Below are 14,895 nucleotides of genomic sequence, written 5' to 3' on the forward strand. Positions count from 1 at the left end.
TGCCGCTCGCCGCCGGCCAGGACCTGAAGAGCCCGGGAGGCCAGGTGAAGGTTCAGGCGGGTGTCGACGCTCCGGAGGTCACGTCCGGTCAGTTCGTGAATGCGGGACATCCGGTATCGCAGTGTGCTGCGGTGGATTCGGAGGGCCTGCGCGGTTTCGTCGTACTTGCCACCGCACTCGAGGTACTGCGCGAGCGTGGCAGTCATGGTGCTCCTGTGTTCCCGGTCGTACTCGAGGAGCGGTCCGAGCCATTCCTGAACGAACGCCTCGACGTCGCCGGTGCTGCTGTGCGAATCGAGGATGCGGTAGACGCCGAGTTCGTCGAACAGTGCCACCCCGCGGGGTGACAGCGACTGCTTCCGGATCTCGAGCGCACGCATCGCGTGGGTGTACGAATTGGGAAGGTCGCTGGGGGAGCCGCATTCGGAACCGACACCGACCACCCCGACGGCGGGTCCGAGCGACTTCTCCAGCGCCTTGAAGATCGTGTTCGCGTCCGTCGTCGCGTCCATGACAGCGGCGAGAACTCCAGTGCGGTGCTCGTTGCCGTGCACGAGGAGGGCCGAGGAATCGGTCGACGTGAGGTGCCGCCGGAACGCTTCGGCAACGGTCTCGATGGGAGTGTCCGGGCCCCACTGCACCACCAGGACGCGCTGTGGAGTGTGCAGGTCGTAACCCAGTGCGTCGGCCCGTGAATAGGCGCTGTCGTCATCGGTCCCGGCGAGCAGGTCGGCTCCCAGGTCGCGGCTCAACCGCGCCTCCGTCTCGGCGAGGGACCTGCGGTGCGCCATGTCGACGGCGAGCACAGTCGTGGCGTACTCGAGCGCGAATGTGTCGAGGTCGGCGGCCCGGTGGTCCGGATCCGACAGGTACAGGACGCCGAGAAGGGTCTTGCCGGGGCGGACTATCTGCACGATCCGGTTGTCGTCGCGCAGTGGGCGCCCCTCCATGGTGGCGCGGCGAATGACATCGACGCGGTTCCCGCCGCCGACCTTGCGGTACTTGGGAGGCCTGTCCGGGCCGGCCCAGACGCGAAGGGTGCCGAAGGCGTCCTCGATCCCGACCGCGAGCCCGGTCAGCCGGTGGAGGGTGTCGGCGATGGCGGTCTCGTCGCCTCCGGTGGCGGAGAGGCGTCCGAACGTGTGATGGATCTTCGCTTCCTGCTCCAGCCGCGAGGCCCGCGCGGTGATCGCGGTGATCTCCTCCGTGGCCTCGCGCAGTTGGCGCTCCTGGGTGGCCGCTCGACCGCGCAGCGATGTCGCGCGCAGGGCTGATCCTGTGTGCTGAATCAGCAACTCGAGCAGCGTGGCCTGCAATGGTGTCGGCGGGTAGTCGGCCCGCAGCGTCAGTGACACCGGCCTCGACCACGAATCGTCGAGCAGCACCCGGTGCCGCCAGACGTCGTCGTCATCGTGGAGTTCGCCCGTCACCGCCGATACGGGCTCCACCGTGAAGGGACCGAGTTCGGGGAGTGCGTCCACCATCAGGGCGAGAATCTCGTCCCGGTTTCCGCAGTCGTGCATGTGTGCGGTGACGGACAGCACCGCGCACAGGTTCGCTGCCCGCGGTGTGTGATCCACCCTCGGGTCTGGTGCTGCTTCCAGATCCATGGCATGGAACTACCCCGTTTTGCGCCGTCGAAACCGGGACGCTGTCCGCCGAGGCCGGATTTCGGGGGATTCTTTCGTTCCGTCGTGACCAGGTGGCGCGGCGCGCCAACCGCCAACCTTGGTAACTGAGGGGTGGCAATTATGACCCAATCCAATAACTGGCACGATCCCGATCTGAATATGATTCGTGATGTCGTCGCGCACACGTCGGACGGGTGCGAGGGCTGTCTCGCACTCGGTACCCGCTGGGAGCACCTGATGTTGTGCCTGACGTGCGGCTATGTCGGATGCAGCGATGCGTCACCGATGAGGCATGCGAGACATCACGCCGAGCGCAGCGGTCATCCGATCGTCCAGTCGCTCCACGCGGGGGACAACTGGCGCTGGTGCTTCGTGCACGACGTCCAGATCTGCACGCCGTACCCGGCGACCGGTGCCCGAGTGGTCGCGCCGAGCCTGGTGCCCGGACCGTCGGAGGACGTCAGGCACGGTCTCCGTATCGCGAGATCGCAGTGACGATCGCCGACCACACGGCGTCCGCCTGAACTTCGGGGGGAGAGTCGTCCAGCCACCGTGGCCGTATCGGGGAACCGACGGTGTGCGGCGGAGCGGGAAGCGGTCCGGGCGCTGCGGCGTAGGCGTCCGTCGCCGGCACCGCGGTGTACGAACCGTCGAACGACGAACGGGACGTCTCCTCGTGCGCGTCGTGCCGGCACTGAAGTATGTCCTGCCCCTCGCGCCCGCGCAGGAGGAAGAAGAGCAGCGGCTCGTCGTCGAGCACCCACGCCGCCTGATACAGGACCGCGGCAGCGTGGCGGCACGGCACGTCCCACTCCTCACACGTGCACGTCGCGTCCGCGTCGAACATCGACGGCACGAGTGACACGTCGACGGCAGCGAGGTCCTCGTCGAGTTCGCGGGGAAGCGTTCCACTCGACAACTGGGCGACGTGGCCGCTCCGCGACGCGAGGGTCGCGAGTACCCGGCTCCACTGGCGCTCGTCGAGCTGGTCCACCCGGATCCGTACGTGCAGGCTCTCCTCGTCGGTGTGGACGTCCGCGGAGACGAGCCCGGCCGCGAACGTGAGCGGCCCGACCAGACCACCTCGGGCGTAGGCACGTCCGCGCTTCAGGGTGTCCGAGTCGAGCGCGGCCTGCTCGACATCGTCGACCCACCGCTGCGCCCACCAGGTCCGGCCACGGGTACGCCGGCCCTTCTGTGCAGGAAAACGGGGACGGGTGACAGCCTCGGTCACAGGTCACCTCCGAAGTCGTAGTCGGGGCTCAGGGCCACCAGTCGGGCGAGTTCGCCGTCGCTCAGTTCGGTCAAGGCATCGGTGCCGTGGGACAGGACCGAGTCGGCGAGCTGCCGCTTGGACGCGAGCATGCCGGCGATACGTTCCTCGATGGTTCCCGCGGTGACGAGCCGGTGGACGACGACCGGGTGCGTCTGGCCGATGCGGTACGCGCGGTCGGTCGCCTGGTCCTCGACCGCCGGATTCCACCAGCGATCGAAGTGCACGACGTGATCGGCACGAGTCAGGTTCAACCCGGTGCCGGCGGCCTTGAGTGACAGGATCAGAACCGGGATGTCGCCGTTCTGGAACCGTTCGACCAGTTCCTCGCGGGCGGCGACGGAGGTGCCGCCGTGCAGGAATTCGCAGTGCACCCCGCGCGCCGTCAGGTGCCGCCGCAGCAGCCGTCCCATCGTGGTGAAGTGGGTGAACACGAGCGAACGCCCACCCTCCGACAGGTTGGTGTCGATCAGCTCGTCGAGCAGACCGATCTTGTGGGAGCGGCCGGTGAGCGCGGTGTGCTCCTGGCCGAGGTACTGGGCGGGGTGGTTGCAGATCTGCTTCAGACCGGTCAGCAATGACACGATGCTGCCGCGCCGGCCGATGCCGTCGCTGTTCTCGATCTGCTCCATCGCCTCGCGGACGAGGGCCTCGTACATCCCGGCCTGCTCCCGGGTGAGTGTGACGTCCAGGTCGATCTCCGTCTTCGGTGGCAACTCGGGGGCGATCCCCGGGTCCGATTTCTTACGCCGAAGGACGAACGGCGAGATCAGCGCCGCCAGTTCCGCCGCGCGATCGATCCCGTCGTCGGGTGCCGAGCTGTCGTAGCGGCGGCGGAACTGCGTGTACGGGCCGAGGAGCCCCGGGGTGACGCCGTCGAGGATGGACCAGAGGTCGCTCAGCTTGTTCTCCACCGGTGTGCCGGTCAGGGCCACGCGGGCCTTCCCCGGAATGGTCCGCAGTGCCCGGGTGACGGAAGCGGACCGGTTCTTCAGGTGCTGCGCCTCGTCCGCGACGACCAGCCCCCACGCCGTCGCGGCGAGAGTGTCGCAATCGAGTCGCATCGTCGCGTACGTGGTGAGGACGACCGTGCCGCTGCCGTTCGTGAGCGATTCGCTCGGCGGGCGCCGCTTCGGACCGTGGTGGACGAGGACGCTGGTACCCGGTGCGAAACGTTCGATCTCACGTCGCCAGTTTCCCAGCAGGGACGCCGGGCAGACCACCAGTGTGAGTCCCGCCGTCGCCGGGTCTTCCTGGCGGTGCAGGTGAAGGGCGATGAGGGTCAAGGTCTTTCCCAGACCCATGTCGTCGGCGAGGCAGGCGCCCAGGCCTCGTGACGTGAGCCCCGCGAGCCAGCGGAATCCGGTGAGCTGGTAGTCCCGCAGCTGCGCGTGCAGGGTCGCGGGTGCCGGCACTGCCTCCAGGTTGTTCGTCGACAGCTCTCGCGCCACCGCCGCGGCCGCCCCGTAGGAGTCGACGCGCACGTTTTCGTCGCCGCGCCGGGCCCGTCCGGTCAGCGAGGCCCGCAACGCCTCGATCGACGTCATCGTTCCGGTGCGCCGCTGCAGTGTCTTCCGTAGCAACGCGGAGTCCACGACGACGTACCGGTTGCGCAGCTTCACCACGGCGCGCTCCGCGGACACGAGCTGTTCCATCTCCTCCCGGGTGAGCACGTCGTCGCCCACCGCGACGCGCCAGTCGAAGTCGAAGGCGCGGTCGCCACCGAATGTCGATGGGTCCTCGCTCGACCCGCGCTCGCCGAGAATCAAGCGCGTCGAGGTGCGGGCCACCAGCTCACGCGGCCAATGGATCTCGACTCCCAATCCGTGCAGCCGACGCCCGGCGTCCCCGGCGAGGGAAGCCAGGTCGTCGTCCTCGAGCCGGAGGCGATGGGGAGCCTCGGCGCGCAACAGATCTTCGAGCGGCGCCCACTCCTGAGCCGCCCGGCGCAAAGCGTCGAGCACCTCGATCCGCGGATCGGCCGCGAACGCGGACTCGGCGAGCGACGGCTGTCGCCAGAGGTCGATCGCGTCGCACACGACCCCGGGCCGCGCGACACCGTGTACCTGGACGGTGGCGTCGAACTCGCTGCCCGTGAGGTCGATCGCGCCCGAGTCGACGGGGTCTATCCGCAGCGACAGGGCAACCGTCTCGGGTGCCAGGGCGGCGGCCCACGCGCGCAGTTCGGGCGAGGGGGCGACGTTCCATCCCAGGTAGGGGCCGGAGTCGGTCGCAGACTCCAGTCGCGGGATCGTGTCGACGACGGCGGACAGGAAGTCGCGCAGCACGTCCGCGGCCGCAGGGAGGAGAGCTCCCGCCGCGCCCTCGGGCGGATCGCCGAGCGGAATCGCGCGGGCTTCCGGCGGGAGCGCGGCGATCAGTTGTCGCAGGTGCGATTCGTCCTCGCCGTCGAGGCGGCCGAGCCGCCACACGTCGCGACCGGCCGCCGTGACCGCGGGCAGGACCTTGCCCTGGTGCAGATATGCCAGGGCGGTGCGGGTGCAGGCGACCCAGAATGCAACCGACCGATGCGTCGTGTCGCCGGGGGACAGCGCCAGCAGCATCGGCAGCGCGGCGGCGAGGGGAACGCTCTGCGTCGGAATGCTCTTCAGAGCGCCCGCGACGGCAATCCGGGTGTGGGAATCGGAACGCGGTGGCTGCGGGCCGTCCGGGGATTCGCTCCAGAACACCAGGTGGGCGGCACGGGGCGGATCGGCGGGGACGAACGTGGCCGCACAGGTGGCGAGATCGGGCTCCGCTGTCACTACTGCGCCTTTCGCCTGTGTATGGTACGCCGTACGTCAACGAGGCGGTGGGCGGAATTGTTCCCGGCTGCCGTGCGAAGATCTCGGCATGGGTAGAAGCGCGACACCGGAGGGCGATCCGGCCCGCACCATGGAGCTGCTGTGGGGTGGCGGCAGCACTCCGATTTCGCGCCCCCGCAACGGGAAGCCGGGCCTGACGCTCGACCGTATCGTCGAGGCCGCCGTCTCCGTCGCGGATGCGGAAGGGCTGGACGCCGTCTCGATGCGCCGGCTGGCGGCGGAACTCGGGGCCGGGGCGATGTCGCTGTACACACACGTTCCCGGGAAGACGGAGCTCGTGGAGGTGATGCTCGATCGCGCCCTCTCCACCCTCGCTCCGGCGGAGGAATCGGACGCGGGGTGGCGGGAGCGTCTCGCGGACGCCGCCCGCGACTACTTCCAGCTACTGTGCGCGCACCCGTGGATGCTGGGCGTCGTCGCACTGAGCAGGCCGGTTCTCGGGCCCGGTGGGATGGCCAAGTACGAACGTGAGCTGCGCGCGGTCGAGGGGCTGGGATTGTCGGACCTGGACATGGATTCCGTCGTCACGCTCCTCGACAGTTTCGTCGCGGGCGCGGCTCGTGCCGCCGTGGACGCAGCCGCGGCGGCAGCGCACGAGGCGGACGGTGAGTGGTGGCAGAGCGTCGCTCCGCACTTCGAGAAGGTCTTCGACCCGGGCAGGTTCCCGCTGGCCGCTCGGGTGGGGACCTCGGCGGGCGAGTACCACAATGCCGCGTTCGCTCCCGCCCACGCCTTCGAGTTCGGGCTCGCGCGGCTACTCGACGGAGTCGGCGCCCTAATCGTCGACGGCGGAACCGGCGGCGATTAGCCCTGCGGGAACGGCCAGCGTGGTCGGCTCGACCCGCCCGCGGAGGGTGACGGTGTCGGTGAGTTGCCACCGCGCGCGTTCGTCCGCGGCTGCCGCGTCGATCGCGCGTTGCGAGGCGACGACGTGCCCGGCAACGTTCTTGGCGAGCTCGGACAGTCGCGCCGCCTCGTTGACGGGATCGCCGATCACCGTGTACTCGAAACGTTCGTGTGCGCCGATGTTCCCGGCCACGACGCGACCCGCCGCCACGCCGATCCCCGCATCGCACTCCGGCACCTCGGCCGACAGCCGTTCCCGCAGGGCCCTCGCCGCGGACAGGGCGGCGCCGGCATGGTCGTCGAGAGCGACGGGCGCGCCGAAGATGGCGAGCGCCGCGTCGCCCTCGAACTTGTTGACGAACCCGCCCCGCCGATCGACCTCGTCGACGACCACATCGAAGAATCGGTTGAGCAGGTCCACGACCTCTGCCGGCGACCGGGTGGCCGCGATCGTGGTGGATCCGATGATGTCGACGAACAGGACGGCCGCGTCGCGTTCCTCGCCGCCGAGTTCGGGGTTGTGGCGGAGCGCCTGGGAGGCCACCTCCTGCCCGACGTGACGCCCGAACAGGTCGCGGATCCGCTCCCGTTCGCGCAGTCCCTCCGCCATCCGGTTGAATCCGGTCTGCAGCGCACCGAGTTCGGTGCCGTCGTAGACGACGACGCTCGCGTCGAGATCGCCCTCCGCCACCTTCGCCATGCCCAGCGACACCGAACGGATCGGCGCCTCGGTGGCGCGGACGCTGATCACGACCAGCAGCAGCCCGAAGAGCAGTATCACCCCGCCGAGAGCGAGGATCGACACCGCGAGGCTGGTCGAACTCGCGGGGCGGATGAAGCTGAAGATCGCGATGAGCATCAGCCCCAGCACTGGAACCCCGGTTCCGAGGATCCACGCCAACGCGGTACGGCCGGTGATGCCGAGGGTGCGCCGGGACTGTGGTCCGTCCGATCCCAGCGCGCGGGCGGCGATGGGCCGGAGGGCGAATTCCGTGAGCAGGTAACAGAACGCGCAGACCGTGATCCCCGCCAGGGCGATCGTGAACGCGACCTTCGGAATGGTCTGGGGGTCGATGATGGCGTACAGCGTCGTGAAGAAGACCAACCCGATGCCCCACAACGCCGCCTGGACCCGGGTCAGGCGCCACGGCGCGCGAAACGCGGCCGACCGGTCGCGGTCGGTGGGCGCGTCGTCCTCGGTTGCCCACCGGAGGTCCGACACCAGTCGCTTGGTGCCCCAGGTCACACCGATCAGAACCGCGCACAACACGAACACCGGCACCGCGACGAAGTTGGCGATCGCGAATTCGCTCGACCACACACTCGGGCCGGGGACGACGACGCTGACGAGCAGGCAGGTGATCAGCGCGCCGACGAGATTGGTGAACACCAGCGGGGCGGTCAGCAGTAGTTGGACACGGATACGGCGCCGACGCGGACTCTCGTCCGGCGATCCGAGCAACCACGACCCCAGCGGGGCGACGGATCGGCGAGGGCTGCGCATAGTCATTCGAGACTAGTCGGCACGATCCCTTAGGGTGGGCGGGTGCGCCTAGTGATTGCCCGATGCCGAGTCGACTACGTAGGCCGCTTGACGGCACATCTGCCCACCGCTCGCAGACTGTTGTTGATCAAGTCCGACGGCTCCGTGAGCATCCACGCCGACGACCGTGCCTACAAGCCGCTGAACTGGATGTCCCCGCCCTGCTGGCTGGTCGAGGATTCCGTCGAAGACGCGGAGGCCCTGTGGGTGGTGACCAACAAGGCCGGCGAGGAACTGCGGATCACCATCGAGGAGATCGAGCACGACTCCAGCCACGAACTCGGGGTCGATCCGGGGCTCGTCAAGGACGGTGTCGAGGCACACCTGCAGGAGCTGCTCGCCGAGCACGTCGAAACCCTCGGCAGCGGGTACACGCTCGTGCGGCGCGAATACATGACCGCCATCGGTCCTGTGGACCTGCTGTGCCGGAACGCCGACGGCGCCTCCGTCGCGGTGGAGATCAAACGCCGGGGCGACATCGACGGTGTCGAACAACTCACGCGCTACCTCGAACTGCTCAACCGCGACCCCCTGCTGGCGCCGGTGAGCGGCGTCTTCGCCGCCCAGCAGATCAAGCCGCAGGCCAAAACGCTTGCCACCGACCGCGGAATCCGGTGCCTGGTGCTCGACTACGAGGCGCTGCGCGGCACCGAGAGCACCGAGTTCCGGCTCTTCTGAGGCCTAGGCTGAACCCGTGCCCCGTCGTAAACCGCAGCGGAAGAACACGCGCCGCAGTGCGCCTCCGGACACCTCCGAGGGCTCACTGTTCGGCAGCGCGCTGATGCGTCAGGAATCCGGACCCGCAGGCGACGCGGACGAGAGCTACATCGTGCGCACGATCCCCGGGGCCCGGGCGGCCAAGTCCTACCGGTGCCCCGGCTGCGATCACGACATCCGGCCGGGTGTCGCCCATCTCGTCACCTGGCCGGCCGAATACGGCGGAGCCGAAGACCGGCGGCACTGGCACACCGGGTGCTGGTCGGGACGCAGCACCCGGGGCCTGACGCGCAAGTGGTCCTAGCTTCCGGTCTTGACGGTCCGCTGACCGGCCGATCTGGCCGGGTTCTTCTCGACGGTGGTCAGCACCGCAGTGTCCTCGTCGGAGTTGTCCGTCTCGTCCTCGGAGCCCTTCCCGGACTCGTTCGGCGCGTTCTTCCGGTCCGCGGTTCCGCCCGGCGCCGACTTGGTGTTCGTGTTCTTGTTCTCGTTCGAGCGCTGATCCGACTTCGACGACGCGGATTCGGGCTGCGCGTCGAGGAGTTCGCTCTCGCGGTTGACCGAGGCCAACATTGCGGGAACGGAATCGAGCTGGCCCCGAATTCCCAAGAGCTGCGCCAGGATCCGGCCGCGTAGCACCCGAAGTTCCTCCGCCAGTTCTTTGGCGTGCGCGATCTTGCGTTCCGACTGATCGGTGGCCGCCTGCAGTCGGCGCTCCGCCTCGTGCGTCGCGTCGGCGAGACGACGGTGCGCCTCCGCCTTGCTGGTGGACTCGAGCTCGTTGACCGCGGTGATCGTCTTCTGGCGACGCTCGGACATCGCGAGGTCGAAGTCTTCCTGCACCTGCGACCGGCGCAGTTCGGCCTCGGCGGCCAGACGGTCGCGCTCGGACTGGGCGGCCTCGACGATCTTCGCGGCCTCCGTGCGGGCCTTGGCCATGGTCTGCTCGTGCTGGATCTCGAGAGCACTGCGGCGGTCTTCGAGTTCCGCGACCAGCGACTCGTACTGGCCGCGGAGCTGCGCGCCCTCCTGCTCGGCGACGGAAATCATCTCCGCGGCGTCGGCCTCGGCCTTGGCCCGCACCTCGGACGCCTCGTCCGAAGCGAGACGGAGCATGCGCGAGATGCGGTCGCTCATACCCTCCGCGGTGGTGGGAGGGACGGACAGGCGGTCGACGTCCTTGCGGAGATCGTCGATCTCGTCGCGCGCATCGTCGAGCTGCTTGGCGAGGTCCCGCGCCTGCGCCGCCGCGGCGTCGCGGTCGGCGGCAGTGACGCGGAGCTCGGCGTCGAATCGCTCGAAGTAGTTGCGTACCTCGTCCCGGTCGAATCCCTTACGCACGGTGGAAAAGGGAAGGGGGATCGAACCACGGTCCTGCTCGTTTACCATGGCCGCCAATCTACCTGGGCAAAGTAGAACTTGTCTCTGCGCCTGGTGCCCGGTGCTAGTGGCTCGCCGCGGGCTCCACCAGTTCGACGAGAACGCCGCCCGCGTCCTTCGGGTGCACGAAGTTGATTCGCGAGTCGGCGGTTCCGCGGCGGGGAGCGTCGTACAGCAGCCGGACGCCACGCTCGCGCAGCTGAGCCGAGATGGCGTCGATGTCCGTGACGCGGTATGCGAGCTGCTGCAGACCGGGGCCACTGCGATCGATGAACTTGGCGATGGTCGAGTTCTCGTTCAGCGGTGCGAGCAACTGCAGCGCGGTGCTGCCCTCGGGGGAGCCGACGACGCTCAGCATCGCCTCGCGCACGCCTTGCTCCTCGTTCACCTCTTCGTGCGTCGACACCATGCCGAGGTGTTCGGAGTACCACGCGATGGCGGCGTCGAGGTCGGGGACGGCGATGCCGACGTGGTCGATGGCGGTCACCAGGTCCGAGGACAGAGGTGAGGAGGTCTGGGTGGGGGAGGACTGTGTCATGGTTCCGACGTTAGCGCTACCGTTTCGGTAGTTCTCGTCGGGATGTGACTTCCGTCGCCCCGCACCTGCCTACTCGCTCATTGCACCGGAGGAAATCGTGACCAGTTCTGTGATCGTTGCCGGAGCCCGGACCCCGATGGGTCGTCTGCTGGGTTCGTTGAAGGATGTGTCCGGATCTGATCTGGGTGGGGTGGCGATCCGGGGTGCGCTGGAGAAGGCGGGCGTCGCTCCCGAGCAGGTCGAGTACGTGATCATGGGTCAGGTGCTGACGGCGGGAGCTGGTCAGATCCCCGCGCGGCAGGCAGCGGTAGCGGCGGGGATCGGGATGGATGTGCCGGCGTTGACGATCAACAAGGTGTGCCTGTCCGGGATCGACGCGATCGGGTTGGCCGATCAGCTGATCCGGGCGGGGGAGTTCGAGGTGGTCGTCGCCGGGGGCCAGGAGTCGATGTCGCGGGCGCCGCACCTGCTGGAGAAGTCGCGGGAGGGATTCAAGTACGGCGACGTGACGATGCGCGACCACATGGCGTTTGACGGGTTGTACGACATCTTCACCGATCAGGCGATGGGAAGTCTGACGGAGGCGAAGAACGCGGAGGACGGGCAGCGGATCAGCCGCGAGGACCAGGACGCGTTCGCGGCCACGTCCCACCAGCGTGCCGCCCGGGCATGGAAGGACGGGGTCTTCGACGACGAGGTGGTGCCCGTGCCGGTGCCGCAGCGCAAGGGCGACCCGGTGATGGTGACCTCGGACGAGGGCGTGCGCGGGGACACGACGGTGGAGTCGCTCGGCAAGCTGCGGCCGGCGTTCAGCAAGGACGGCACGGTCACCGCCGGCTCGGCGTCGCAGATCTCGGACGGAGCCGCAGCCGTCGTGGTGATGAGCAAGGCGAAGGCCGAGGAACTCGGGCTGTCGTGGATCGCGGAGATCGGGGCACACGGCGTGGTGGCCGGTCCTGATTCGACGTTGCAGTCGCAGCCGGCGCGGGCGATCGCGAAGGCGTGCGCCAAGGAGGGGATCGAGCCGAAGGATCTGGACCTGGTCGAGATCAACGAGGCGTTCGCGGCGGTGGGCATCGCGTCGACGAAGGAACTGGGGCTGGACCCGGAGGTCGTGAACGTCAACGGCGGCGCGATCGCGATGGGGCATCCGCTGGGGATGTCCGGGGCGCGGATCGCGTTGCATCTCGCGTTGGAGTTGCGCCGTCGTGGCGGGGGTGTGGGTGCTGCGGCGCTGTGCGGTGGCGGCGGACAGGGCGACGCCCTGATCGTGCGCGTCCCGAAGGCGTGACCTGCACGACAGTCCGTGGTGGTGTATCTCACACCACTACGGACTGTCGTAGATGGTCGGGCACAATGGTCGGCATGGCGAACGTCTTCGATCTCAGTACCACGGCCAAGCGCTTCCGATTTGTCGCAATTCTGGAGGCCTTCACCTGGCTCGGCCTCCTCATCGGCATGGCCTTCAAATACCTGCCGGCCGACGGCAACGAGATCGGCGTGAAGATCTTCGGTCCCATCCACGGCGGCGTCTTCGTCCTGTACCTGCTCGTCTCGCTCTGGACCGCCCGCAAGCTGAGCTGGAATCTGGTCACCATCTTCTGGGCGCTCGTCGCCAGCGTCCCGCCGTTCGGCACCGTCGTCTTCGAGGTGTGGGCCGCGCGCACCGGCCGCATGGCCGAACTGTCCCGGTCGAGCGCGGCGAAGGCCGAACCCTCGCTCGTCTGACTCCCGCACCGAGCCCGCGGTAGACACGGCCCGCATTCCGGTGCGCCCGCAAATCGTGACAAACTGGTGGGCGTGACTCGACCAGGTTCTCGTCCGTCAGCGCGTTCCTCAGCAGTGACCGCAGCCATGAGCGGAGCAGTCGATCTCTCCGCCCTCAAGGAGCGTGCGGCCGCTCCGCCTCCGCAGGCACCCGCCCCCTCCGGTGACGGTGCCACCCCGGCCGCCCCGGACAGTACCGGGCTCGCCCCCGTCATCGACGTCACCGAGGCGACGTTCGAGGCCGAGGTGCTCGTCCGGTCCCAGCAGGTGCCGGTCGTCGTCGACCTCTGGGCCACCTGGTGCGAGCCGTGCAAACAGCTCTCGCCGCTGCTCGAGAAGCTGGCGCGCGAGGCCGGCGGCACCTGGGTGCTGGCCAAGGTCGACGTCGACGCCAACCCGCGCATCGCGCAGGCGTTCGGCGTCCAGTCCGTCCCGACCGTCGTCGCCATCGCGGGCGGACAACCGCTCGCCGACTTCCAGGGCGCACAACCCGAGCCGCAACTGCGGCAGTGGCTCGCCGCCGTCCAGCAGGCAGTTGCCGGAAAGCTGTCCGGACCCCCGGCCGGTGACGGCGACCCGGACGAGCCCGAGCCCGAGGACCCGCGCTTCGTCGCCGCCGAGGCCGCCCTCGACGAAGGCGACCTGTCGGCCGCCGAAGCCGAGTTCCAGAAGATCCTCGACGAGGAACCGGCCAACGCCGAGGCGCAGGGCGCGATCCGGCAGGTGCGTTTCCTAGCCCGGGTGCAGTCCGTCGATCCCGGGGCCGTCGCCGCGGCGGACGCCGCCCCGAACGACATCGACGCCCAACTCCAGGCTGCAGACGTCGAGCTCTACTCCCAGGCCCCCGACGCCGCGTTCGCCCGGCTCATCGGTCTGGTCGCGCGCAGCGCCGGCGACGACAAGACACGTGTCCGGACGCGTCTGCTGGAACTGTTCGAACTGTTCGACCCGGCCGAGCCCGTCGTCATGACCGCGCGCCGGAAGCTCGCCGCCGCCCTGTACTGACACGGAACCGGGGTGAGCGCCGACGGCACTCACCCCGGTGACCCGGACCGGAATGTCAGCTCCGGACGCGCTCCACCCGTCCCACCAGGAAGACGTACGAGGCGATCCCGACCGCGGTCACCACGGTCATGTAGACGAACCCGGGCGCGAAACTCTCGTCGGTGACGAGCAACCCGATGACGATCGGTGTCGCGATCGACGACAGGTTGCCGATGAAGTTGAACATTCCACCGGTGAGCCCGAGCAGGCGTTCCGGTGCGAGAGCCGACACCAGCGACCAGGTGATCGACGCGAGACCGTTGCCGAAGAACGCGATGGACAGGAACATGATCACCATCGCGGTCGAGTCGGTGAAGTTTGCGCCGATCATCGCGACGGTCAGCAGGAGCCCCACGATGATCGGCCCCTTACGGGCGACCCCGAGCGATATCCCCTTCTTCAGCAGGAAGTCGGAGAACACCCCGGAGAACAGCACACCGACGAGCGCCGCGACGAACGGAAGCGAAGCGAGAAATCCGGACTTGATGTAATCCATGCCCCGGTACTCGACGAGGTAGGTCGGGAACCAGGTCAGGAAGAACCACAGCGTCGAGGTGAGGCAGAACTGGCCCAGATAGATGCCCCACAGCTTGCGCCTGCCGAGGACGGTCGCGACATCGTTGCGCGTCACGGCCGGACGTTCGGGTTGCTGTTCCTCCACGAGGTCGACGAGCCCGCCGCCGTCGCGGATCAGGTCGATCTCGGCGTCGTTCGCCCGCGAGTCGCGCGGTTCGCGATAGAAGGCGTACCAGACGAGACCCCAGACCGCTCCGATCACGCCGGTCACGATGAAGACCCAGTGCCAGGACAGGACGGACTGAAGCCAGGAGAGGAACGGCGTGAGCAGTGCCAGTCCGATGAACTGGCCGGAGGTGTAGAAGCCGATCACCGTCCCACGTTCACGCTCGGGGTACCAGGCGGTCGCGACCCGGTTGTTGATCGGATACGCCGGTGCCTCGAACACGCCGACGAGAAGTCGCAGCGCGATGAGGGCGACGAAGCCCCCGATGACACCCATGAACGCCGTCGCGACGGACCACAGGATGAGGCACGCCGGGTAGAGCAGTCTCGGGGGTATGCGGTCGACGAGCCAGCCACCCGGAATCTGCAGCGCCGCATAAGTCCACCCGAACGCCGACAGCAGCAGCCCTTGCTGAGCCTTGGAGAGATCCATCTCCTCGGCGATCGCGGGCATCGCGATCGACAGGTTCGCCCTGTCCATGTAGTTGATGACGACCGTCACGAACAGCATCACCGCGATGAGGACGCGCGCCTTCGATGCCTGCGCGGCCACCGACGTGGACCGGCCGGTCTTCTGAATCTGGACCATG

14 protein-coding genes are annotated in these 14,895 nt (G+C 68.4%); 7 read left to right on the forward strand and 7 right to left on the reverse strand.

The annotated features are described in order from the left end of the window. Positions 1-1,610: PucR family transcriptional regulator (locus RJ1_RS12180; protein WP_073360384.1), on the reverse strand; the 1,610-nt coding region annotated here is incomplete at its 3' end. Positions 1,611-1,790: 180 nt separating this feature from the next. Between RJ1_RS12180 and RJ1_RS12185 the strand changes: the two genes are divergently transcribed. Then, positions 1,791-2,126, forward strand: a complete 336-nt coding sequence (locus RJ1_RS12185) for a UBP-type zinc finger domain-containing protein (RefSeq protein ID WP_255284877.1) — start codon at positions 1,791-1,793, stop codon at positions 2,124-2,126. On the opposite strand, the gene RJ1_RS12190 is transcribed toward RJ1_RS12185, so the two are convergent. Further along, positions 2,092-2,865 carry an SWIM zinc finger family protein gene (locus tag RJ1_RS12190; RefSeq protein WP_073360206.1) on the reverse strand — a complete coding sequence of 258 codons (774 nt, stop codon included), beginning with the start codon at positions 2,863-2,865 and terminating at the stop codon, positions 2,092-2,094. The two genes, RJ1_RS12185 and RJ1_RS12190, sit on opposite strands and share 35 nt — an antisense overlap. Further along, complete coding sequence (locus RJ1_RS12195) at positions 2,862-5,669, reverse strand: DEAD/DEAH box helicase (RefSeq protein WP_073360209.1); 2,808 nt, start codon at positions 5,667-5,669, stop codon at positions 2,862-2,864. The genes RJ1_RS12190 and RJ1_RS12195 overlap by 4 nt, the downstream gene beginning before the upstream one ends. A gap of 88 nt (positions 5,670-5,757) precedes the next feature. Between RJ1_RS12195 and RJ1_RS12200 the strand changes: the two genes are divergently transcribed. Then, the gene (locus RJ1_RS12200) at positions 5,758-6,537 is read left to right on the forward strand and encodes a TetR/AcrR family transcriptional regulator (protein ID WP_073360210.1); all 780 of its coding nucleotides are present in this window, start codon (positions 5,758-5,760) and stop codon (positions 6,535-6,537) included. On the opposite strand, the gene RJ1_RS12205 is transcribed toward RJ1_RS12200, so the two are convergent. Beyond that, positions 6,505-8,085, reverse strand: coding sequence for an adenylate/guanylate cyclase domain-containing protein (locus RJ1_RS12205; protein WP_073360212.1), 1,581 nt, complete (start codon positions 8,083-8,085; stop codon positions 6,505-6,507). The genes RJ1_RS12200 and RJ1_RS12205 overlap by 33 nt on opposite strands. Before the next feature lie 36 nt (positions 8,086-8,121). Between RJ1_RS12205 and nucS the strand changes: the two genes are divergently transcribed. Next, the gene (nucS, locus tag RJ1_RS12210; RefSeq protein ID WP_073360214.1) at positions 8,122-8,796 is read left to right on the forward strand and encodes an endonuclease NucS; all 675 of its coding nucleotides are present in this window, start codon (positions 8,122-8,124) and stop codon (positions 8,794-8,796) included. A 16-nt stretch (positions 8,797-8,812) separates the two neighbouring features. Then, entirely contained in the window at positions 8,813-9,139 is a 327-nt protein-coding gene (locus RJ1_RS12215) for an Rv1322 family protein (RefSeq protein ID WP_073360216.1), read from the forward strand. On the opposite strand, the gene RJ1_RS12220 is transcribed toward RJ1_RS12215, so the two are convergent. Beyond that, positions 9,136-10,224 carry a coiled-coil domain-containing protein gene (locus tag RJ1_RS12220; protein WP_073360218.1) on the reverse strand — a complete coding sequence of 363 codons (1,089 nt, stop codon included), beginning with the start codon at positions 10,222-10,224 and terminating at the stop codon, positions 9,136-9,138. The two genes, RJ1_RS12215 and RJ1_RS12220, sit on opposite strands and share 4 nt — an antisense overlap. A gap of 55 nt (positions 10,225-10,279) precedes the next feature. Beyond that, positions 10,280-10,753 carry a methylmalonyl-CoA epimerase gene (gene mce / locus RJ1_RS12225; RefSeq protein ID WP_073360220.1) on the reverse strand — a complete coding sequence of 158 codons (474 nt, stop codon included), beginning with the start codon at positions 10,751-10,753 and terminating at the stop codon, positions 10,280-10,282. Positions 10,754-10,850: 97 nt separating this feature from the next. On the opposite strand from mce, the gene RJ1_RS12230 reads away from it, so the two are divergent. The 3 genes from RJ1_RS12230 (at position 10,851) to RJ1_RS12240 (ending at position 13,525) form a co-directional block, all read left to right on the forward strand. Beyond that, positions 10,851-12,044: an acetyl-CoA C-acetyltransferase gene (locus RJ1_RS12230; RefSeq protein WP_073360222.1), complete on the forward strand. Its 1,194-nt coding sequence runs from the start codon at positions 10,851-10,853 to the stop codon at positions 12,042-12,044. Positions 12,045-12,109: 65 nt separating this feature from the next. Then, positions 12,110-12,481, forward strand: coding sequence for a DUF3817 domain-containing protein (locus tag RJ1_RS12235; RefSeq protein WP_073360224.1), 372 nt, complete (start codon positions 12,110-12,112; stop codon positions 12,479-12,481). 126 nt (positions 12,482-12,607) lie between these two features. Beyond that, a complete protein-coding gene (locus RJ1_RS12240; protein WP_073360385.1) occupies positions 12,608-13,525 on the forward strand; it encodes a tetratricopeptide repeat protein in 918 nt (305 codons plus the stop codon). 55 nt (positions 13,526-13,580) lie between these two features. Here the strand turns inward: RJ1_RS12240 and RJ1_RS12245 are convergent, their stop codons facing one another. Next, entirely contained in the window at positions 13,581-14,894 is a 1,314-nt protein-coding gene (locus RJ1_RS12245) for an MFS transporter (protein WP_073360226.1), read from the reverse strand. Between the last annotated feature and the right edge of the window lies 1 nt (position 14,895).

Source organism: Rhodococcus jostii NBRC 16295, from assembly GCF_001894825.1.
Lineage (GTDB): Bacteria > Actinomycetota > Actinomycetes > Mycobacteriales > Mycobacteriaceae > Rhodococcus_F > Rhodococcus_F jostii.